Raw genomic sequence first — 21603 nt, forward strand, 5'->3', positions numbered from 1 at the left:
ATGATTCTGCTTTTTTTTACATTCCCGGAAGGGAAATTTTTTTCGAGTATTACTAAATCGATTTAGTAAGAATGAAAATAAATAAAAGAAAGTCGGAGATCACTATGGAAATGTTTATGAGCATTATCAGGGAGCCATCCATCATTATCGCGATTGTGACATTACTGGGCCTTATATTCCAGAGGAAAAAAGTATCGGAGATCATTACGGGAACCACCCTTTCTTTTATGGGCTTCACCATGATCAAGGTGGGCGGCGGCATTTTAGGAGGCGTCCTCACTAAATTTAGCCAAATTTTTTCTTATGCGTTCAACCTTAAAGGTGTCGTACCCAGCAATGAAGCCATTATGGCACTAACCATTGATCAGATCGGGGCGGATGCTGCGCTTATTCTGCTCTTTTCCATGATCCTTAACATCGTGCTTGCCCGTCTGACCAAGTTCAAGTACATTTATTTGTCTCTTCACTTGATTTTGTTTATGAGCTTTGCCGCTACAGCCGTTATGAAAGGTCTGGGCCTTAGTTCGCTGACTACGATCATCGTCGGTTCTTTGGTAATCGGGAGCTATATGGCGGTGTTTCCTTACCTACTCCGAAATGCCAGCAAAAACATTATTAAATCGGATGAATATACGATTGCTCACGCTTCCATGACCTCTTACATTCTAGGTACCTATTTAGGGAAAGTTTTTGGCAACCGTGAAAATGACACCGAAAATGTGAACATTAATGACCGCATCAGTTTTTTGCGCGACCCCAATGTTGCAACGACCTTGACGATGCTTGTGCTTTTACTGGTATCTGGACTGGTTGCTGGTTCTGATTATGTCAGCAAATTATCGGATGGCAAAGAATATATCGTCTTTATCCTCGAACAGTCAGCTATTTTTGCTGCCGGCTTGTATATCGCAAAAGCAGGTGTTAAGCTGTTCACAACTGAAATTGTACCCGCTTTCAAAGGCTTCTCCCAAGTGTTCGCACCTGGAGCAATCCCTGGTGTGGATGTTCTGGTACTGTTCGATAAATCACCCAATTCCGCGTTGGTAGGCTTCTTGGTCAGCTTCTTCACAGGCGTTGCCTGCGTCTTTCTTTTCCCGTTTATCGGATTGCCTGTCATTGTGCCGGGGATCATGGCCTGCTTCCTTGCTGGTGGTGCAGCCGCGATATTCGGCAATTCCAGCGGTGGTTTCAGAGGAGCTGTTATTTCCAGTTGTCTTAATGGATTCTTGCTCTGTCTGCTGCCGGCTCTCACCTTGCCGCTCTTTTCTTTTTTGGGTGCCGAAGGGGTAACGTTCGCCGATCCCGACTTTACTACCCTTTCCGGAGTACTTTGGCTTATTTTTCGCTGGTTTTAAACTAAATCGATTTATGAATTTTTTCAAAATAACTTATCTAAATCATTTGTGCTTAAAAAGAGGAGGAATTATCCATGTTTTTTAACGACCAAGATATTCAAATTGACATCGTTGACAGTAATACCACCCGGAAAGTGCTGGCCCACAGCGACCAGCTTATGTATGTCAAAGTGATGTTTGCTAAAGCCCAAACAGGGGAGATCCTGTTGCATAAGCATGTCCATGAGCAAGTCACTTATGTAATAAAGGGAAGTTTTAAGTTCATGATCGATAATGGCGAAACCAAGGAAGTCCAGACCGTCAAAGAAGGAGACAGCATCCATTTTCCATCCGATACTCTTCATGGCTGTATCCCACTGGAGGATGGCGGTATTCTGCTAGATGCATTTACACCAGCACGTGCAGATTTTCTGTAAATCCCCTTACAAAATACGGTTTATCTACCCCGAGATCTGGAGGGATTTACGAAGCCTTTCCGCGGCAACCAACTGAGGCGGATGATGCCTTCTGGCATGTCCAATACATTTCATTTTTATCTTTTTTAGAAGAAGACCTGCAAGTATGTTATATTTAACAAACGGCAATCGTGATGAACAGTAATATAGTGATTTTTAGAAAAGGATGAGATGATTTTGGAAAACAACGAAACTCAGCAAGAATTTGCAGAAGTATATGAGCAGCTTAAAGTAGCTGCAAACCGAACCTCCGATTGGAAAACACGCCTAGCCGCGGTAAATGATCTGGGTGCATGGAAGAATCAGCAGACGATTGACTTGCTGACACACCGTTTGAATAATGATACGGTATATGCCGTTCAGGAAGCCGCTTACCGCAGACTTCAGGAATGGGGCGAGAATGTACAGCCGCCTGTGCGCAAAGAGGGTGAACTTGTTAAGGGTATGACGAAGATTCTGGTGCGGATTAAAAAAAGCCTGCCAGCCGACCATACCTATAACGATTTTCGCGAGAAGCTGCACAAGATGAGAGTCGATATTTATGACATCTACGAAGGCGACAAGGGTGCTGAATTTGATCAGTGGCTGGAGCAAAAATGGGCTTCGTTATCTACAAGATAATGTCTGAACCCTGTAATTGAATGTGTATTTAAGGATCAATACTGGTGATGCAGACAGAGCCTTAACAAGGATAAGGGATTATCTTTGTTAAGGTTTTTTTAGCTTGTTCTCCTTAAGAATCACGCCCTTTATCTTTATGCCACTGTATATATACTTCGGCAATATGGTACGATGGGATCGGATTATTTTAGTGTGTACATGGGAGGGACTAACATGAGCAAGGCGAAGCTGTGTTTTATCGGGGCGGGCTTTCACGCTTCAACCAATATATATCCTGCTGTTATTGGGGCAGGAGCTGAAATTCAGGCGATTGCGACTAGAGATCTAAGCAGATCGAAGACAGCACTTCAGCGGTTTGGAAGCAGCGGCACACCTTATGACAATTACAAGGCTATGCTGGAGCAGGAAGACTGTGATGGAGTTGTCGTGATTGCACAAGCGGCAGATCATCCCTCGCTCGTACTAGACTGCATTAAGGCTGGAAAACATGTCTTTGTAGACAAGCCACTGGGTTGGAATGCGGAGGAAGCGGCCCAAATTGCAGATGCGGCAGAAGCAGCAGGCGTTGTTCTGATGGTCGGCTTCATGAAGCGCTACGCACCTGTATACATAAAATTAAAAGAATTGATTGAGGGTGGCTCGCTTGGAGCCGCACGTTCATTTCAGGCGAAATTTCTCGTGGACAGTACCCTGTTTTGTAAAACCGGCGAAGATTTCATGAAGCTGGCGGCGGTTCATATGGTCGACCTGGTACGTTATTTGTTCGGGGAAGTGGTGCAGGTTACCGGATTTGCGAACGATAACGGTGAGTGTATTTCCCATACGATTGCCCTGAAATTTGAAAATGGTGTAGTGGGCAGCGTATACTTCACAGGTATGACAGCATGGACACGCGAGAGTGAAGGGATCACAGTAACCTTTGATCACGGTTTTGCGAACGCGGATGAAGTGAACACACTGATCATTCACAAGTCGGAGAGTCATACAGAGCTTCCTTGGAAATCCCTTGCGGAAAACGATACGGTTCTGACACCGTCAGCCTCCGCGATGTCGGGCGGATACCGTGATTTGTACTTGCGCGGTTTTGTTGGTGAAATCGCACATTTCATGAACTGCTGCCAAGAAGGACGGACGCCTGATTCAAGTGGACGGGACAACGTGAAAACGATGGAGCTGTGCGACCGCATTTTGGCTGCGCTCCAATAGGATACCCATTTCATATACAAGTTTCGGAGCCTGGACGGTACCTTAGTTTGGGTGATCTGAAAGAAGCTTCGGTTTAACTGGTCAGTAGATGGCTCCTGCATTTGTCGGGAGTCATTTTTCGTTTACCCTACGACCTTTTAATTTCATAGCATTCCTGCCCAGTTTGATTAATCTCTGCTGAAATACGACAACAAAGACGAATGATGCGATAGAATAGGAAAAGGAAAGCGTTATCATCACCCATTTTTTCTGCGATGGTTCAGGGGGAGAAGGCATATGCGTTCAAGGTCAAGGTTTCAGCCATTAAACACATTACGTAATCAGATTTTTATCGGATTTATACTAGTGATGCTCATTATGATGAGTGTAGCAGGGGCGTTCATTTATCTCAATGTGTCTCACTTGTTAAAAGACAGTGCTGAGCGACATATTGGTCAGACCGCGGTACAAGCAAGCGGTAGGCTGGATGCATTAATCGGCCAGATGGACAACTTGACGGAGCAGGTCGCAAATCACCCGTCTGTTCAGCATATTTTGCTGGAGGAGCGTAACGGGGGCAAGGTAAATTTCGGACAGCGTCAATCCCTACTGCAAGTGATGCATAGCTATCAGGCATATATGCCGAGTGTCGGCTCGCTGGAGCTGTATACCGCCGAAGGAAAGATGTTGTTTCCGATTAGAGAGGGCAGTCTGGAGGAACGTATCGGACAGGCAGACATTCGTGAAGCGAATCAGATGAAAGGAAGACTGGTCTGGATCGGTATTGATCCCGAAGACCCTCGGTCACTGCTGGCAATTCGGCAGGTAAGTCTAGTGGATCGCTGGTTCTCACGAGGAGGGTACTTGATTACCCGTATGGAGCGAAGTTATTTTGGACTGAATGGTGCGTCAGCGGTCAATGAAGAAGCGGATGAAACCATGCTGCTTGTAGATCGTCAAGGCCAGCTGCTGTCGGGTGAACCAATGAACCAGACGGATTTGTCAGGTGTACTGCATAGCAAGACACAGACGGTTCATATTGGGGAGCGGGAATATGTGAAGGCGGTTCAGCAGTCGGAGCGGACGGGCTGGTCGCTGCTGATCCTGATTCCGGTTAGCGTCGTCACAGATGGAATTACGGTTTTACGGACTACACTTATCATTTCCGCGTCTCTTGGTGCCGTGCTATTCCTATTTATGTCCTTTATGTTGTCTACGTTGATTACAAGACCGATAGGTCACTTGATTCAGGCGATGCGTCGTTCACGGGAAGGGGCATTGGCCCTGAATCCAGAACCGGCAGCAGCAGTCGAGCTGCGAGAATTGAACGCAGAGTACAATACGATGATTGTCGATATCAATGAATTGATCCGTGTTATTTGCGAGAAGGAGGTTTTACAAAGCCAGACCGAGCTTAAAGCTCTGCAGGCGCAGATCAATCCGCATTTTCTTTTTAATACGCTGGATGCTTTCAACTGGTCGTTACAGGAGAAGGGAGAGGAGGAGCTTGCCGGGCTGATGGTGTCCATGTCGCGGCTGTTTCGTTATGTTATCGAACCGGCTCATCATGACTCTTGGGTGACCCTCGGGGAAGAAATGGCGCAAATCCGTCGTTATCTGGAACTGATGGAGATGCGTCTGGGTGAACGTCTGAGCTGGCAAATTCATATGCCTTCAGAGGCAGCTAGAATTCCGCTTCCTAAACTGCTGATCCAGCCTATTCTAGAGAATGCCATTTTGCATGGTGTCGAAAATCGCATCGGCAACGGCCGCGTTGAAATCAGTGTCACTCCTTCGACCAGATCTGGTTGGACCAAGATCGCGGTCATAGATAACGGACCTGGAATGAAAATGGAAGAACTTGCAGCTGTGCGTACAGCGTTGATGGGGGGAGCAGCCTGCGAGAGCAAGGGAACCGGTATGGGACTAGTGAATGTGCAGCGCAGGCTCGCTCTCTATTATGACAGCGCATCTTATCCAACGGACGGTATGCTGATACATAGTGCTGAGCAGGAAGGAACTGTGGTCGCTTTTGAAATTCCTGATGAATATGGAGGGCGGTAGGAATGAGTGTTTCATCCAAAACCATTGTCATTGTAGACGATGAACAGCGAACACGTCAGGGGATACACCAGACACTGGAGCAATGGGCCGCCGGGAAATACCGGATTGTGACATCTGGTAATGGTTTGGAAGCATTAACTATACTGCGAGCGGAGACAGTTCACCTGTTGATTACGGATGTCCGGTTGCCGGAATTCAGTGGGCTGGATTTAATCCGCTCTCTGGAACGGGATTCACGACGACCAGCGATCATTGTCATCTCGGGATATGCGGAATTTGATTATGTCCAGCAGGCTCTTCGTCTGGGAGCCGTCAATTATTTGCTCAAACCGATTGATAAGCAGGAGCTGCTGAATGCGGTCAATGAAGCGCTTCGGCTGGAAGAGGAGCGGCAGCGGTACGAAAAGCTGGACAAGCTGGCTGACCCTGTTCTGCTAGAGCTTGATCTCCAGGCGGCTACTCTTAGTGATCCGGTACGACGTGCCTTCATCTATATGGCGGAGCATCTTCACGAATCCATTACGATGGCGCAGACTGCCGCGCATTCACACCTGAATGCGAGCTATTTTAGTGTTTTATTCAAGGAGCAAAGTGGTTTGTCCTTCAGCGAATATCTGCATCGACTGCGGATTCAACGGGCCAAGGAGCTGCTGCTGCATACCCAGTTGACGATTGCCCAAATCGGCGAGCGATCAGGCTACCGGACAGATAAATATTTTATTAAAGTATTCAAAGCGACCGAGGGGATAAGTCCTAGCCGCTACAGGCAGCAGATGCGTACAGGGCCGGAAAATATCGACTGACAGTAGGCAGATCAAACCCAATAAAAGTGGAATTATACCCAATGAGTGTACCCTGTTGGAAGCAGGAATGGAGTGCTAAACTTACAAATGATAACGGTTACAAAAATATAAATACAACAAACGGAGGTCTAACGATGTCCAACGAGTATGGTTTGCGTAAACGCTCACATCAAAAATGGTTTGCTGGGTTGACCCTGCTGCTGTCATTCATGCTGGTGCTATCCGGTTGCGGTGCTGGTAAGGATGGTCAAGGCGGTTCCAGTGGAGAAGGGGGAAAGGTTACACTTAAAATGATGCACCTGTGGCCAGAGGGAAGCTCGGCACAGCAGAGCAAGCTTGTGACTCAGATTATAGATCAATACCAAAAGGATCATCCGAATGTCGTCATTCAGCAGGAAGTGCTGGAAAATGAACAATATAAAAACAAACTCAAAGTCCTGTCAGCTTCCAATGAATTGCCGGATATCGGTATCACCTGGGCAGCGGGTTTTATGGAGCCTTACGTTAAAGGTGGATTATTTACGCCGATGGATGACCTGTTGAATGGTTCCAAGCTGAAGGACAAATTCGTACCGGGAACGACCGAAGCTTATGCGCTGAATGGCAAAACGTATGCGCTTCCGATTGAATTGAACATTACACCTATTTATTATAACAAAGCCATATTCCAAAAATACAACTTGAAGGTACCTGCGACATTTGACGAGTTTAAGCAGGTTGTGAAAACACTTACGGATCACGGAGTTGCACCGATTGCATTGGGCAATAAAGACCGCTGGACCGGCTCGCTCTGGTATATGTATCTGGCGGACCGTATAGCAGGTAACGAAACGCTGAAAAAAGCGATTGACGGCTCAGGATCGTTCGATGACCCTGGTTTAATTCAGGCGGCCTCCGAAGTCCAGACGCTTGTGGATATGAATGCCTTTAACAAAGGATTTAACGGCTTGTCCAATGATGAGGGAAAATCCGAGTTTATGAACGACAAAGCGGCTATGTATTTAATGGCTACTTGGGAATTGCCGAATTTTACGACCAATCCTGCAATCCCGCAAGCATTTAAAGATCAAATTGGCTTCTTTAAATTCCCGATGGTTGAAGGCGGCAAGGGCAACGAGAACAGTTGGGTAGGAGGTCCGGGAGTAGGTTTGTTCGTTTCGGAAAATTCCAAGATAAAAGAAGAGGCCAAAGCGTTCGTTGAATACTTCGTAGTCAAGTGGGGAGAGCAATCGGTCACACAGGCGGGCGTAATTCCGGCGACGAAAGTGGACACCTCCAAAGAAAAATTGCCCAAGCTGTATGTCGATTTGCTGAACGGACTGAATCAAGCCAGCAGCATTACCTTGTTCGCCGATGTACAGATGAAGCCGAATGCAGCACAGGTACATTTGAATATGATTCAGGCGTTGTTTGGTAAAGCGGTGACACCGCAACAATTTGCCGAGCGGCATAAGGCTGCCATCGAGAAAGGAAATTGAAATTGACCACCTAAGGAGGTCCAACCGTGGAAAAGGTCATGTCCAATAAGCTTGTCATTGCTCTATATGTATTGCCTTCTCTGCTGCTGTTATTCGCCGTGATATATGTGCCCATCGTACTGACCGGCTATTACGGCCTGAATCAGTGGAATGGAATCGGCTCTATGACTTTTGTGGGGCTGGACAATTATCAACATTTGCTCACAGACAGTGCATTCTGGCAAAGTGCCTGGCATTCGCTGCTGTTGGCCTTGTTTTCAGGCATCAGTCTGATCGGTTATCTGGTCATTGCGATGATTTTGTCAGGAAAAATCAAGGGAGCGAATCTGCTGCGGAAAATTTATCTGATTCCCATGCTGTTGTCATCTGTAGCGATTGCACAGCTGTGGCTCAAAATGTATCATCCAACGAACGGAGTGTTCAATTCCATACTGGCGTCGGTCGGAGTCCACAATCCGCCTGAATGGTTAGCTAATCCGTCCTTGGTGCTGTTTGCCTTGTTCATTCCGATTATTTGGCAATATGCAGGCTTTTATATCCTGATCTATTATGCCGGGCTGAAAAACATTCCCGAAACCCTAATGGAAGCTGCCCGAATCGACGGGGCCAGTGCCTGGCAGATTGCGACTCGTATCAAATTGCCCCTGCTGCGCGAGGTAATTAACGTTACGATCATATTGTCCATTGTCGGCTCGCTCAAATATTTTGACCTCATTTACGTCATGACGGACGGTGGACCGAATGGAGCCAGTGAAGTGATGGCCTCTTACATGTACCACCAGGCATTCCGCAGCTTTGATTTTGGATACGGCAGCGCCACAGCCTTTGCCCTGCTGCTCATCTGTCTGATCGCTACGTGGCTAATTCGCAAGGTTACGGCTACGAGTGACACCATCCAGTATTCATAATGCAGTCTTGCTAATAGATGAGGGTAACAAAGGACAGGAAGAGGGAGGAACGGATATGAAAACCCAGGCAGCCGCCAACTATCCGCTTGGAGTCGCTACCCGCGGCAAAATGTTAACTCGGGTCGGTTATGCCGCTTTGTATATCATTTTAATCATCTTGGCGGTGACGCAGCTTTTACCGCTGGTGTGGCTGATGCTTTTCTCACTTAAAAATAATCAGGAAGTGTTTAACCTTCCGCCGTTTGCACTCCCGTCCCAGCCGCATTGGGAGAACTATATGAATGTGTGGACCAGCGGCAATATCGGGCGGTATTTTTTCAATAGTGTGTGGATTACGGTCATATCCGTGGCGTTGACGGTGCTGCTGGCCAGCTTTGTAACATTTGCTATTACGCGTATGCGGTGGAAAGGAAGTCAGCTGGTTCTCGGGCTATTTATGGTCGGACTAATGATTCCAGTCCATTCCACCTTGATTCCGTTGTTCAGTATGTTTCTCAAATTGCATTTAACAGATACTTCACTCTCCATCATCCTGTCGTATGTTGCTTTTAATCTGCCGACAACGATGATGATCTTGCTGGGCTTCTATTACGCCTTGCCCCGTGAAGTGGAAGAAGCGGCCGTTATGGACGGCTGCTCCGTCAACCGGATGTTCTTCCGAATCGTGCTGCCCATGACAACCCCTGTCATGGCAACGACATCTATTATTAACATGATCTATAACTGGAATGAGTTTATTTTTGTCAATACGTTCATTAGCTCGGACGAAAACAAAACACTGACCGTTGGCGTTCAGAACTTTATTGGACAATATACGACCGACTGGGGAGCTATCGGAGCTACGTTGATGATCAGCATTTTGCCCATTTTGCTAGTGTTCCTCATCATGAGTGACCGGATTGTGGAAGGAATCGCGGCAGGATCGGTTAAGGGGTAAAACAGATTCCCCTGATTAGAAGAGTACCCCCTAGTAGACATTGGAACAAGCCTTTTGGTTTGTCCGATGAATGCTAGGGGATGTATTTTTGTGTGATTTTAGTTTAGATAGGGAGGTATGACGGGAAGGATCAATCGAACCCCGTCTTTTACTCCTTCCATATAGATGGATTGTTTGTCTTGACTTAGCTGATAGCCTATGACTTCTTCCCATTCGGATAGTAGACGTTGGATATCCTCGTTTTGGTTCATTTTGAATTGATCCATTTGAGTGAATAGATTTTTGCCCTCTGTTGAATACGAGGCTTGTTGCTCACTGGCAAGTTCTAATTGATAAAATCGCTGCCGTAATGCTTCTTGAAACCATTCTGGCCAATCTGACATAGTACATTTTCCCTCCCGTGGTTTGAGTGTGTGTATGTTAACTCTGATGGAGAGGGATGGCAAGTTATTGTTTTGTGCAGGGAGAGTAATGGAGTCGCTATCTTTTTAATTCTTTTTTAGAATATAAAAAAGGCTCATTCCTGCTCATAGTTCGAGATGGAATAAGCGCTTAAAAGTCATTTATAAATTTTTTAGTGTTGGGTTCTTTTATATTTCTTTAAGACTGGTTAAAACCCTCTTAATACGAAAAGACAAATCTTCTTTTTCTGCATTAGGTAACAAAATCTTCAAGTCGTCCATCTTAAATTGTTCGAGTTCAGTTTTCACAATTCTAAGCTGCTTATATGCATGTATTTTGTTTTTTAATAATAATTCACCTAATGTGGTTTGAATAATAACACTATCACCTAATGTAGCCTTGCAGTCTCTTAATTGTTCCAGTAAGTTTGCAGCAATTTTCTCAGCACTATCTTCTTCTATAGTTAGATTTAACAAATAATTCTTCTCTAATATTTGATTGTAGTACCATGCATTATCCATTTCATCTAATAACTCATTGCGTATATCTTTTGGCTCATATGAGCTTAAGCTACTACTAGGTATACGAGATCTACCTAAACGGCCACATATAATATCAGCATGATGATACTGTACTCGCCCACCTCTTTTAAATAATTCAATAATCGGGTCATACATATCTTGAAACTGAAGAGCAACGGGATTCTTTTGATCAATTAGATAAGCCCATTCCAAACTAAATAAACAAGTCCATTTTACTAACCAATCATCTTTTATTAACTCTAATTCGGGGCAAATTGCTTCTATATCTATAGGCAATTGAATTCCACTCTCTTTAGCAGCACTGTGAAAAGCTCTTCTTACTGGGGTTGATATTGAAAGATGATCTAAAAATATCGCTCTTCTTCTATAAAATTCAAAGAGCAAAATGGCATGTGAAGGTTTATCCTCCTCTTTATTTAACCAATCAATATTCTTAATACGTATTCTAGTTTCTTCAAATTTCTTGTACAAGTATACATTCACCTCATTTAAAATTTAGGATTAAATCCTGGATAACTACCTGGTGGCTTTGGTGCATTATCATGAGCGCCAGGGGGATCACCTGTCATTCCTTCTACAGGATCCCACGATTCAATAGTACGGTACACTTCATTATTTTGCATTCGCTTACTTTCATCTAATTCATGATCTGTTAATTCCCTAAACCATTTTTTTTCTTCAGGTGATAATTCACCTTTTAGTGCTTTTTCCCAACCATGAGCAATGTCTATATTGGGATCAAAGTATCCCTCGTAGTAATATTTTCCATACATGTGATCCGGTAAATTCACATGTTTCGTTAAAATTAAGTGTGTTTTTAATTGCTCCGCTTCTTTTACACTAAGTCCAGTATTTTGGGCAAAAGTCTCAATTTCTTTCATATCTAAACCCGTCGCTCTTAATTTCTCATAAGTTTTTAGAGCAAGTTCTTCTTGTTTAAATGCAGGAATAAACTCAATTGGCTCGCCACGTGGTTCGACTGGTTTTGGTTTAGGAAGTGAAGTTTTTTCCGTCCCCTTATTCCCTTTACCCGTATACTCTCCTGATTCTAACGCATCAATTTGTTTTTGTCTCTCAGGCGAAATTTTTGCACCGGAACCTTTGGAATGCGGAACGTCAGGACCAGGATCATGAAACCGATAATGACCTCCAGCAGTTTCGAAAATGGGTAACCTTTTAGTTATACGGAAGTTCATCTTTCTTGCTACACTTTGCAAGTAACTCCCTAAGGATTCAAAATTGGTTGGAAAACGGATGGCATTCGTTTTGAATTTTCCATCTCCAACCTTGGCTAGAGCAGAGTCGGCCTTTGCTGAATCTCCGAATAACCCCGGTGTTCCTCCTTTACCGGCTTTCTTTTCTTCAGCTTCCTTGAGTCCCTTAGATAAGGAGGCTTCTTCTTTACCCAACTTACCCAGCTTTCTAACTAACATTGCGCCGCCTTTGACAAACCCATAAATATCTGCTACACGTTCAACGGCCTTGATACTGTCATATCCTGCGTCGTAACTTTCCTGTTTGGTATCGGTCAATGGATTAGGGAAGAAATTATTCAATTTTCGCTCAATCGGATCGGGTATGCTTTTTATGCCGTCCCACACGGTTTCAAGGTCGTGAACCACATCTTTCTTTGTTTTTTTTCCTTGGAATGAATCGGCAATATAGTCCCAGCCAAACTTTGCACCGCCCTTAATACCCTCGAGCGTCTCATTGCGTTCCAGAAAACCTTTACCAGTGTAATTTCCCGGCATAACGAAAGGAGTCATTACCATGGTTCCCATATCCGCTATGTCGACAACTGAGTCCCATACACCGCCTAAAAACTCTATACCCGCATCCCATTCTCCCTTGAGCGTGGCGCCTACGTTTTCCTTAACGCGTGCTCCGAGCACACTTTGGATTCCGTTTTCAGCGACTTGCTTCTCAAAGTCAGACAAAATCGGTTCTGGGTAGTATTGATGGAGGGAAGCTTTAAGTTGGATTTCTGAACTTACGCTGTTAACTTCCTGCTCCAAATCCAGTGTATCGGTTGTTGTATTCAAGTGTAAGCCGTTGGTTCCTTGCAGCAGGATGCTACCTGCCGAAAGACTAAGACTGCCTGTGGCTTGAATTTGTATACGTTGGGTGCTGTTCAGGCTGACACCGTTATGGGTATTCATGGAAATGTACAGTGACCCTTCCTGCGCACTCATCGACAGTTCAGAGTTCCCTAAGGAAATTTCTTTTCCTTGCGGGTTCGCAAAGGATTTGACTCCGGGATCGGCAGTTTTACGCTGGTGGCGTTCTGCTGGTGATTCGACCACAGCACCTTGGGCTGCGTGAGATGAAGGGACAGCAACGCTGGATGGTTTCGTTCGAACCGATTGTATGACCATCGCATCGTCTTCGTCTGCACTTGGAAAATACAGCTTCACCTGCGCACCTTTTTCCGGCATTAGATACCACACCTGATTCCCTTCAGCAGAATAGGGGAACCATTGGGCATCCTTGGGATTCTGCTGATCGTCTATATCCAAATGCAACCGAACCTGATTCCGGCTGACATCTAGTATTTTTCCTTCAATAGCCGCGCCAATGATGGTACGATTATAGATTTTAGGGACCTTCAAGCCTTGTGACAATGCGCATTCATACGACCAGGTCATTAAACCGCGAATCAACTGTCCTTCACGTTTGGTGATGACGTAGGTTTCGTGATTGCGCTCCACTTCATCTCCCAATTGCAGCATTCGATCCCACTCAAAGGTATACCGAGTATAGTCTGCAATATGGGCAGATCTCCAGCCGTTAGCCTCCTGATCCAGATAGGGAGCAATCTTGCGCTGCAACGCAAAAGGAACCTCTTTCAAATGAATATGCTGTCTGGCTTGCGGAATACCGATCCAAATTTGCGCATGGTGTGAAACGACATTAGGGACGAGAAGGGCTCCCACATGCGAAGCCAGCCGTTTTAAAAAAGTCCAATCGGTCTCCTGATACTGCAACATAAACTGGCCTGTCGCTTTTTTCTCAAAAGCTTCATCAATCTTGTCCGAGCCCTTATAATCGGCCAGCACTGCGTCGACGATTTCAACATATTTCTGGTTTATGTGCTGAAAGGAGCGGTTTTTGAGCTGCGTATCCAGTTTAAAACTATGAGAAATGACGTCGAGAGTTACCACGATCTCCTGATGTCTGTGCTCCACATCTAAGCAGTATAGTTGTCCCATAAATAAGGGATGCTTCTGATCTTTGGCATCGGAATACCATAGCTCAACTTCGTCGTCACTGCTTGCTTTGGTAATGATTGTGTCTGCTTGATCGGCTTCTAGACTACCCGTGATCACCAGTCTAGCATGTTCTCCCAGCTCGTGACTCATATGGACGTTGTGAAGACGCAGCTTGCCATAGGGCCAAGTGACATGTAAGTGCTGATAGGTAAAGCGGTCTTTCGCTACGATGTTCATCCTTAATCTCCTTGCTTGATAAAATCAACCATCCTGTCCGTCATCTGTAATGGAGATGATACCTCCACCACCAGATCCCGTGCTGTCTGCACCAAAAAAGGAGGATATCGCCTCTTGTACACCTTGACAGCTACACATTAAGGTCGAATTGTTGAGTAGGGCAGGCGCCCCCTCAATCAATACGTCTTCCTTACCGCCTGTCCACTTGGACCCAAACGCAATCTCCGGTTCACAGGGAAGACCCTGCTTCAATTTACACAATCCAAAAGCATTGATTTTGCTAATATTGGCTCCACAAATGGCATCGTCCACGTTCAGAACGGGTTTATCTTTAATGAAAACACCGTGGCTGTACATCATATTGAGCACACCAGGGTCTGTGCCTTGACTGCACTGTAGCTTGGCTCCTCTCACCACATAAGAATGTTCTCCGCTGAGTGCACCTTGAGCCAGAGCTTTAATAAGTAAAGGTAAAAACATACAAGTACCTCCTTGAATAAAAGGTATAAAATCAAGAAAGCTCCGACCATGTTGCGGTGTGCAGCATGGCATAGGTTAAGGGAACCCAGAGGGGAGCATCCTCCAGCTTAAATTGGCAACTTCCGATCACAGCCTTGCCATGCCAGGAACGCACAAAGACAATCTGATAATAGGGAGAGGGGGAAACTAGAAAAATAGCTTCATAACAACCAATGATGGTATCTTGAATAGAAAGAGCCTTTTCATCCACGAGCTTCATACTTGGTTGTGCGCGACTCGTTTGCTCAATCATCTGCTGTTGATAGATTTCTATTTGCGTGGGGTCCAGTTCTTGCCTGCTTTGGTGCAGACCTAACAGGATTCCACCCAGCTTGTCCTGAACAACGAAGCTTTTCGACGGATCTACCGTCTGTCCAGCCCGAACTTCTGGAATAAGAGAGTCAGGCAGGGAAATGGTGTGTTGATTTTCAAAGACAGAAAGGGTTTGAAATCGAATTTCCTGTTCATTCGGTAGGGTTAGTGAGCCTTTCAAAATTCCCTCCATCGCTTCTTCAATAGATATCATCATCCAGCCTTCATTGTTTTCCGCTGTACTTAATTGCTCTTTCAATATTTGTTGATGATGCAGTTTTAAAAAAAATTCATCCCAATACTCCGTCAAGGTTAAACCTCCTTATAAGAGTTCTAGCTTTTGTAGCCGAAAACCACTCAAACTCCGCCGCAGCAAACTTTCAGCAGCCTCCAAGCTAACAATGAAATAGGGTTCCCTCACGTTAGACAGTCGAAAAAAATGGTGTCCATTTACCTTTTGACTATCCAGCACAAGTCGTTTTAAGGTTTGGTCGTGCGCATAAAATTCAGTCTGTTCTGAAATGCCATCGACAGAGGGAACGGATGAAATCCAATATAATTCTTGACGGCTAGGTTCCCGGTTCACGATATACACCTGTTTAAAACGAGCTTGTGTATTGTATAGTTCTAGAATCCGTTTCATAGAATCGGAAAATAGCGGTTGTGAGGGTGAAAACGGTAGCCAGTCCGTGTACTCGGCATCTTCTGTCGCATGAACATCTAAAACCTGAGCCGGAGGCATGCCAACAAATGGCGTTTTAAAAAGGTCTAAATTCATCGGTTTAATGTTTCGGGAAATACGATGATCATCGACCAGCACATAATAATGGCGCATACACATTCCTCCTTATTCCGTCCACACAATAGATTGACGCTGTGCTTCGCTTAATTTCCAATACTGTTGGTACTTTCGTGGGACAAGAGTTCCTTTCATCGAAGCCCCCTCAAAATATGCATGTTCAAACGAATGTACATCTGTAAAATCAGCCCCATCCAGGTTGGCGTGTTCGAAATGAAGCCCACATAGCCCCGGCACCCGAACTCCATGTTCCCGATACGGCTGTCCGCTGGCACTATTGAAGTTAGCACCTCTCAAATCGCTATATCTAAAATCCGTATCGGTCAGTAGGCATCCCTGAAAGTTGCCTCCTTCCAGATTCGCTCGTTGCCAGATGCTTCCGATCAATATGCAGCTGTGAAACTGGCTTCCCCGTAAGTCACTGTGGCTAAAATCGTTATAGCGCAAATCCTTTTGCATCAGGTGAAGGTGGGGAAGAGAAAGCCGCTTTAGGTTTTCGTAAACATAGGGTTCTTCTTCACTGGAATGTATCAATTGCTCTTTCACATGATCTGCAAGAAGTGCTTCCTGATCTTCGACATATAGATTCTCGCTGATATCCTTGTACTCGCCCGTTCGGATAGCTACACGATTAGCTTTATAAATGGCGAGATACTCAGGCATTTGAACCACTTCTGCCATCCCTAAGCGCAGGAGGGAGTTCACAAACTGGTGAAAAAAAGGAGCGGATTCCAACATCAGTCGTTCAACGTCCACTGAAGTGATCGTCCCCATATATATTTTTCGTTCCTGCTCCAAGGTTTCCAACATGGTACTCATCGGTGAATAGGCCCATGAAGCGTCATAGATTAGCTTGCAATCGGAATCATCTTCGTACCATTCAGCAGAGTAAGCCTCGACCATATACAGGTAGGATTGCTCCAGCATTTGAGTGCGCAACAATGAGTAGTGGATATATCCAATGGGTTCTTTTTGACCTTGTTGCTGCATGCTCAGAATGTGTATACACAAATCCCTAAACGATTCTTTGAAATCGAAGATCAGTTGAGCTTGGCAGCGCTGAAACTTGGCTTCCAGCATGTCCAACTGAATGTCCAGCAAAGGTGTAAAATGATGCTCTTTAAAATGGTGTAACGCCGCTTGTTTATCCATCTGCTAGTTCTCACCTTCCGTTAGTTCATCTTAATTTCCGTGCCGGAGAAGGTGGTTTTGTCATCCAGCGTAATCGTGTTGCCTTTACCAGACAGCTCGATTTTTCCGGCGGAAAGCTGGATGTTACCGGAACTCATAACAATATCCGAAGCCGCGCTAATGCTCACATTTTTTCCGCTTACAATATCAATGCCTGTTTTATCGTTAATGACAATAGACATGCCATTCCCGGAAATAACGATTTGATCCGGAGCGAGCATGATTTCTTTGCCGTATTTGGTTCGCAGCGTCTTAATGGCAGGGTCAGCCATTCGATCTGGGGCAGGAGCTGCTGCGGACAAGGCTGAAGAAGACTTTGATCCGGCAGACAAAGTAGAAGCTGTGGCATGTCCAGAAGTAGCAGTAGATTTTCCCCCGGAAGGTTGTGGTTCTCTTTTAACCGAGCTGATCGCGTATCCTTCTTCTTCCTTATAACTGGGAAAATAGATGCGGATGCTGTCTCCGTCTTCAGGCATGCAATACCAGCCCGTGTTATCCGCAGATGCATAAATGGTAGAGTAGGGAAACCAGTAATCTGTGTTCGGGTCTTGCTGATCATCCATATCGAGCTGGGCGCGGACTTTGTCCCGACGAACGCTTAGTACCTTGCCATGAATGGAAGCGCCGATAATAGAACGATTATAGTCTTTAATTGGACGTAAGCCGCTTCGTGGTGACAGCTTGGCGGTATGGGTCAGCACCCCGTCTTTCATCTCCGTTAGCACCTCAGCTACGATCAACTTATGACCTTGAAAGGTTACTTCATAGCCAGGTTCCAGTAATTTCTCCGTCTCGACCTCATATTGGATAAAATCAGCATCACGTACGCCAGGGATATGGTTCTCTGAAGCGGTTTGAAAATCCGCAACCCGTTTGGTGACCTTATAATTGGTAGATTTAATTTCTCCTTTACTGAGTCCCATAGGCAGGCCAAAATAAAACTTCGGCACTCCATAGCCCACCGCAGGAATGAGCGGAGAGTAGAAGTGGGAGGCCATACGTTTCAGAAATTGCCAATCGGTCTCATCATATTGCATGATAAAGGTGCCGATGGGCTTCTTATGGGACACAACATCCATGGCTTCGGCTTTGGAGTAGTCCGATACAATACTTTCGATCAGACCCGTATAGGTGAGCTTGGGGTTCTGGAAAGAGCGTTGATGCCGCTTAATATCTAACTCGTAGGTATGAGATATGGCTTCGACGGTCAGGTAATGGACCCCATGAATGACTTTTTCCTCCACATCCAAGGCAATGCCTCGAAAAAGGGGCTGTCGATTGCCATTTTTGTCCGTAACAAAAGCTTTGACCTGAGTTTCTTCATCCGAAGCACGTACGTACAGCTCTCGCTTTTTCTCCGAAATGATACCTGTACAGATCATTCGGGCATGGTCATTGACTGTTTTTAAGATTTTAAATTCATGAAGGCGGACGAACTCATAAGGCATGATTTCGATATGACCGTATGTCACGATGTTATCCATAGATCTCTCCTTCTATAGTTGTTTTTGGTAAATGTTATTATGAGATTCCCAGCTAGTAATGTGGTTATTGATAAATCCAGCATATGTATTTATCGGTTAAAAGAGAGAGTTAGTTTACAGAATGAACCATTGGAAGAGGTACTTACAATGTGTATTTCTGGAAGCAGGAGATATCGGAGGGGAGTTTTGAGTAGAAAAAAGCATATAATAGATGGTAAGAGGGAGTATAAGAAGATATTTATAAAAGTTGAGCTTTAATGAAAGATGAGGGTTTATGTTATGCCAAAAAACGATAATATGCTGGCCATTCTATGGATGCTGAATTCGGGTGTAAAAATGACCGCAAAACAAATATCTGAAAAGTTAGAAATAAATATAAGGACAGTTTATCGTTATATTGATGCACTATGTGCCAGTGGAGTGCCTATAATATCCGACACGGGTCATAATGGCGGGTATAGCTTGCTGAATAATTTTATCAGAGCGCCTCTACTATTTGATATGGAGGAAAAAAAGGCACTCCTTCATGCTGCTATTTTTGCAAAAGAAGCTGGATACCCTTTGAGTGAGGCATTAGGCAATGCGACATCAAAATTAAAAATGTATTCGAATCAAGAGCAGGAAAGTATACTTAGCCGTCATTTAGCCGGATTTGAAGTGATTAACCGCATAGGAGACCCTTCTCTTCAGCCGGTATTGGCAGAATTGGAGCAGGCTGTAGCCAACGAATTCTCTGTAGAAATGGATTATCGCACAAGCCATGAAGAACAACCCAAGAATAGGGTGATAGACCCCTATGGAATGGTTTATTGGAACAATAAATGGTACACTGTTGCATTTTGCCACCTAAGAAATGAGATCCGTAGCTTTCGGGCAGATCGGATTCTACAAATCAAGCGTACTCCCATCATATTTAAGCGTCCTGAGGCTTTTTCGGCTCGTGAATTTTTTATGCAAAATCTGTTACCTGATTTAGTGGGTAAGGACGGTTTAATTTCTTTAACTATCGGAGGCAGGTCAGAGGCATTGGATGACTTATGTCTGCATTGGTTTTTGGGGCATCATCTGAAAGAGCGGGCATCCAATCAAGCCATCTTTTTGCTTGAGGAAAAATCACTTCATACATATGTCCCTTATTTACTCCTACCCTACGGGAAATCCATTCAAGTAATCGAACCACAGAGTTTGAAGAAAAAGCTTGTTGCTGTTGCGTCGGAGTTAATGGAATATTATCAACGTTAAAAGCTTCACTGACAGCAGATGTCAGTGAAGCTTTTTTATAATGAGGATAGTCATGGATTACCGAGGGGTGGTATTACTTGATAAATTATAAATAAGGAGAACATGTGAATGAATAGAACGGTATACCTTTATGTGTTTGACACCATGGCAGACTGGGAGATCGGTTACTTAACTGCCGAACTGAACTCGGGGAGATATTATAAAAAGGGGCTGGTCCCATCCAAAATAGTTACCGTGGGAATGGAGAAGACTCCTGTCATTACCATGGGCGGATTGAAAATCCTGCCTGACATCAAACTGGATGAGTGCCGTATTGAGAGCACGGATGCATTGATTTTACCCGGTGGAAATACATGGACAGAAGCCATTCATCAACCGATTTTTAAAATCGCTGAGAGGTGCTTAGAGGAAGGTATATGGGTTACTGCGATTTGTGGTGCTACCATGGGACTTGCCCAGGCAGGATTGCTGAATTCACGTTGGCATACAAGCAATGATCTGGAATACCTCAAAATGACTTGTCCCACCTATACAGGCGAAAAGTATTATAAAATGGAGTCTGCTGTGACGGATGGAAAACTAATCACTGCATCTGGAACAGCTCCGTTGGAATTTTCCGTACACGTTTTGAAAGCTCTGGGTGTGTTTTCTTCTAAAACATTAGAAGCCTGGTATAGTCTAAATAAGACTCGCGCATCCAAATATTACTATGAATTGATGAATTCAATCCAATAAAGGTATAAGCACAAAATTGAACTGTTACGATCATTTAAAGGAGGAGTCAAAATGACTGAAAGTAGAGAATATACGGGAGTGTCAGGTAAATATACAAAGAAGGGAACACCCAACGGCTTTACATCTATTACCCCTTTTATTACAGTGAAGAATCCTTCGGAAGCAATAGAGTTCTATAAAAGTGTTTTCAATGCAAGGGTTAAGGATATTACTGAATATCCTGATGAGAATGGCAATAAAATAATTGTTCATGCTGAATTAGATTTTGGGAATGGTTTTTTGCAGCTGGGAGCAGCGAATCCGACATATCAATTGGTCTTGCCGCCAGATGAAGAGAATGCGTGTTATTCTTTCGGAATTTACGTAATGAATGTTGATCAGGTCATTGAAAATGCGGTAGCAAGAGGAGCAAAAGTAAGGGAACCAGTTACAAACTTTGTTTCAGGTGATCGATTCGGAAGTATATTGGATCCTTGTGGAGTGAGATGGTCTATTATGACCAGGATCGAGGATTTGTCAGAAGAAGAGAGCAGTCGTAGGGTTGCTGAATGGGCTAAAAGCTTTAGTGGAGAATAAAGGCAATCACTTTTTTGGTAAAGTGTATTAAAGTGACTATCTGCTAAAATGATGTTATAGGAAGCATTGGTATTTTGCTCTTCAATGAGGATCTAGTTGATAAATGGAGAGAGGCTCTTCAAGTCTGGTACATAAGGCTTGAAGAGCAATAATAACGATTAATGCATAGCAGAAAAAGTTTGGAAAAGGGGTTCGATTTGAAAATATAAAAATTTATACCATTTTATAAAGATCAGTTTCCGGAAAATATCCATTACAATTCGAAGAAAAACAAGAAGATTAGGATATGTAAGCTTTCAACACAAACAAATTCTGGTTTTCTATGATGGTTGGTGTCCTGTTTGTTAATGAATTAGAAAGGCGAATGCATAGTTTCTCACTGAATGATCCCAATAAAATACAACGTGGAATTGACTCTATTGCACAAATTTGTACAAGAATACCGTATCTTTGGTGGGCGGTTCCCTTTATAATTATTTTCAAAAAAATGGGTATAGGTGGTTATTTGTATGATTATATAGCTTCTAAAAGAAAAGTGATTCCCGTGGG

Annotated in this window: 20 protein-coding genes; 12 read left to right on the forward strand and 8 right to left on the reverse strand. The window is 44.3% G+C overall.

Annotated features, from left to right (window positions below):
- The first annotated feature begins 116 nt into the window (after positions 1-116).
- From NLX78_RS17245 to NLX78_RS17285, 9 genes are all read left to right on the forward strand, one after another.
- Entirely contained in the window at positions 117-1355 is a 1239-nt protein-coding gene (locus tag NLX78_RS17245) for a PTS ascorbate transporter subunit IIC (RefSeq protein WP_254351075.1), read from the forward strand.
- 74 nt (positions 1356-1429) lie between these two features.
- Positions 1430-1771 carry a cupin domain-containing protein gene (locus NLX78_RS17250; RefSeq protein ID WP_023989787.1) on the forward strand — a complete coding sequence of 114 codons (342 nt, stop codon included), beginning with the start codon at positions 1430-1432 and terminating at the stop codon, positions 1769-1771.
- Positions 1772-1987: 216 nt separating this feature from the next.
- The gene (locus tag NLX78_RS17255) at positions 1988-2431 is read left to right on the forward strand and encodes a HEAT repeat domain-containing protein (protein ID WP_254351076.1); all 444 of its coding nucleotides are present in this window, start codon (positions 1988-1990) and stop codon (positions 2429-2431) included.
- A 213-nt stretch (positions 2432-2644) separates the two neighbouring features.
- Entirely contained in the window at positions 2645-3637 is a 993-nt protein-coding gene (locus tag NLX78_RS17260) for a Gfo/Idh/MocA family protein (protein ID WP_254351077.1), read from the forward strand.
- Between the two features lie 276 nt (positions 3638-3913).
- On the forward strand, positions 3914-5680 hold the full coding sequence (locus tag NLX78_RS17265) for a cache domain-containing sensor histidine kinase (protein ID WP_254351078.1): 1767 nt from the start codon (positions 3914-3916) through the stop codon (positions 5678-5680).
- 2 nt (positions 5681-5682) lie between these two features.
- Positions 5683-6483 carry a response regulator gene (locus NLX78_RS17270; protein WP_254351079.1) on the forward strand — a complete coding sequence of 267 codons (801 nt, stop codon included), beginning with the start codon at positions 5683-5685 and terminating at the stop codon, positions 6481-6483.
- Between the two features lie 134 nt (positions 6484-6617).
- Entirely contained in the window at positions 6618-7961 is a 1344-nt protein-coding gene (locus NLX78_RS17275) for an extracellular solute-binding protein (protein WP_254351080.1), read from the forward strand.
- Between the two features lie 26 nt (positions 7962-7987).
- Positions 7988-8869: a carbohydrate ABC transporter permease gene (locus NLX78_RS17280; RefSeq protein ID WP_039273005.1), complete on the forward strand. Its 882-nt coding sequence runs from the start codon at positions 7988-7990 to the stop codon at positions 8867-8869.
- Between the two features lie 55 nt (positions 8870-8924).
- Complete coding sequence (locus tag NLX78_RS17285; RefSeq protein ID WP_013311404.1) at positions 8925-9806, forward strand: carbohydrate ABC transporter permease; 882 nt, start codon at positions 8925-8927, stop codon at positions 9804-9806.
- 98 nt (positions 9807-9904) lie between these two features.
- Here the strand turns inward: NLX78_RS17285 and NLX78_RS17290 are convergent, their stop codons facing one another.
- The 8 genes from NLX78_RS17290 to NLX78_RS17325 all read right to left on the reverse strand — a co-directional run bounded on the left by NLX78_RS17290 (position 9905) and on the right by NLX78_RS17325 (position 18501).
- Positions 9905-10189, reverse strand: coding sequence for a hypothetical protein (locus tag NLX78_RS17290; protein ID WP_254351081.1), 285 nt, complete (start codon positions 10187-10189; stop codon positions 9905-9907).
- 207 nt (positions 10190-10396) lie between these two features.
- Positions 10397-11221: a hypothetical protein gene (locus NLX78_RS17295; protein WP_254351082.1), complete on the reverse strand. Its 825-nt coding sequence runs from the start codon at positions 11219-11221 to the stop codon at positions 10397-10399.
- A 17-nt stretch (positions 11222-11238) separates the two neighbouring features.
- Positions 11239-14196, reverse strand: coding sequence for a contractile injection system protein, VgrG/Pvc8 family (locus tag NLX78_RS17300; RefSeq protein ID WP_254351083.1), 2958 nt, complete (start codon positions 14194-14196; stop codon positions 11239-11241).
- A gap of 24 nt (positions 14197-14220) precedes the next feature.
- Positions 14221-14676 carry a DUF4280 domain-containing protein gene (locus NLX78_RS17305; protein ID WP_023989777.1) on the reverse strand — a complete coding sequence of 152 codons (456 nt, stop codon included), beginning with the start codon at positions 14674-14676 and terminating at the stop codon, positions 14221-14223.
- A 31-nt stretch (positions 14677-14707) separates the two neighbouring features.
- Positions 14708-15337 (reverse strand): hypothetical protein, encoded by a 630-nt coding sequence (locus NLX78_RS17310; protein ID WP_254351084.1) that lies wholly within the window; start codon positions 15335-15337, stop codon positions 14708-14710.
- Positions 15338-15349: 12 nt separating this feature from the next.
- Entirely contained in the window at positions 15350-15862 is a 513-nt protein-coding gene (locus NLX78_RS17315) for an imm11 family protein (protein ID WP_029515572.1), read from the reverse strand.
- Positions 15863-15874: 12 nt separating this feature from the next.
- Positions 15875-16978, reverse strand: coding sequence for a pentapeptide repeat-containing protein (locus NLX78_RS17320; protein WP_254351085.1), 1104 nt, complete (start codon positions 16976-16978; stop codon positions 15875-15877).
- A gap of 20 nt (positions 16979-16998) precedes the next feature.
- Positions 16999-18501: a hypothetical protein gene (locus NLX78_RS17325; protein ID WP_254351086.1), complete on the reverse strand. Its 1503-nt coding sequence runs from the start codon at positions 18499-18501 to the stop codon at positions 16999-17001.
- Between the two features lie 279 nt (positions 18502-18780).
- Here NLX78_RS17325 and NLX78_RS17330 point away from each other — a divergent pair, with 279 nt between their 5' ends.
- The 3 genes from NLX78_RS17330 (at position 18781) to NLX78_RS17340 (ending at position 21054) form a co-directional block, all read left to right on the forward strand.
- Entirely contained in the window at positions 18781-19743 is a 963-nt protein-coding gene (locus tag NLX78_RS17330; protein WP_254351087.1) for a helix-turn-helix transcriptional regulator, read from the forward strand.
- Between the two features lie 108 nt (positions 19744-19851).
- Positions 19852-20478: a type 1 glutamine amidotransferase family protein gene (locus NLX78_RS17335; protein ID WP_254351088.1), complete on the forward strand. Its 627-nt coding sequence runs from the start codon at positions 19852-19854 to the stop codon at positions 20476-20478.
- 51 nt (positions 20479-20529) lie between these two features.
- The gene (locus NLX78_RS17340; protein ID WP_254351089.1) at positions 20530-21054 is read left to right on the forward strand and encodes a VOC family protein; all 525 of its coding nucleotides are present in this window, start codon (positions 20530-20532) and stop codon (positions 21052-21054) included.
- Positions 21055-21603: the final 549 nt, after the last annotated feature.

This window comes from Paenibacillus sp. Lou8.1, assembly GCF_024213565.1.
In the GTDB taxonomy this organism is placed as follows: Bacteria; Bacillota; Bacilli; order Paenibacillales; family Paenibacillaceae; genus Paenibacillus; species Paenibacillus polymyxa_B.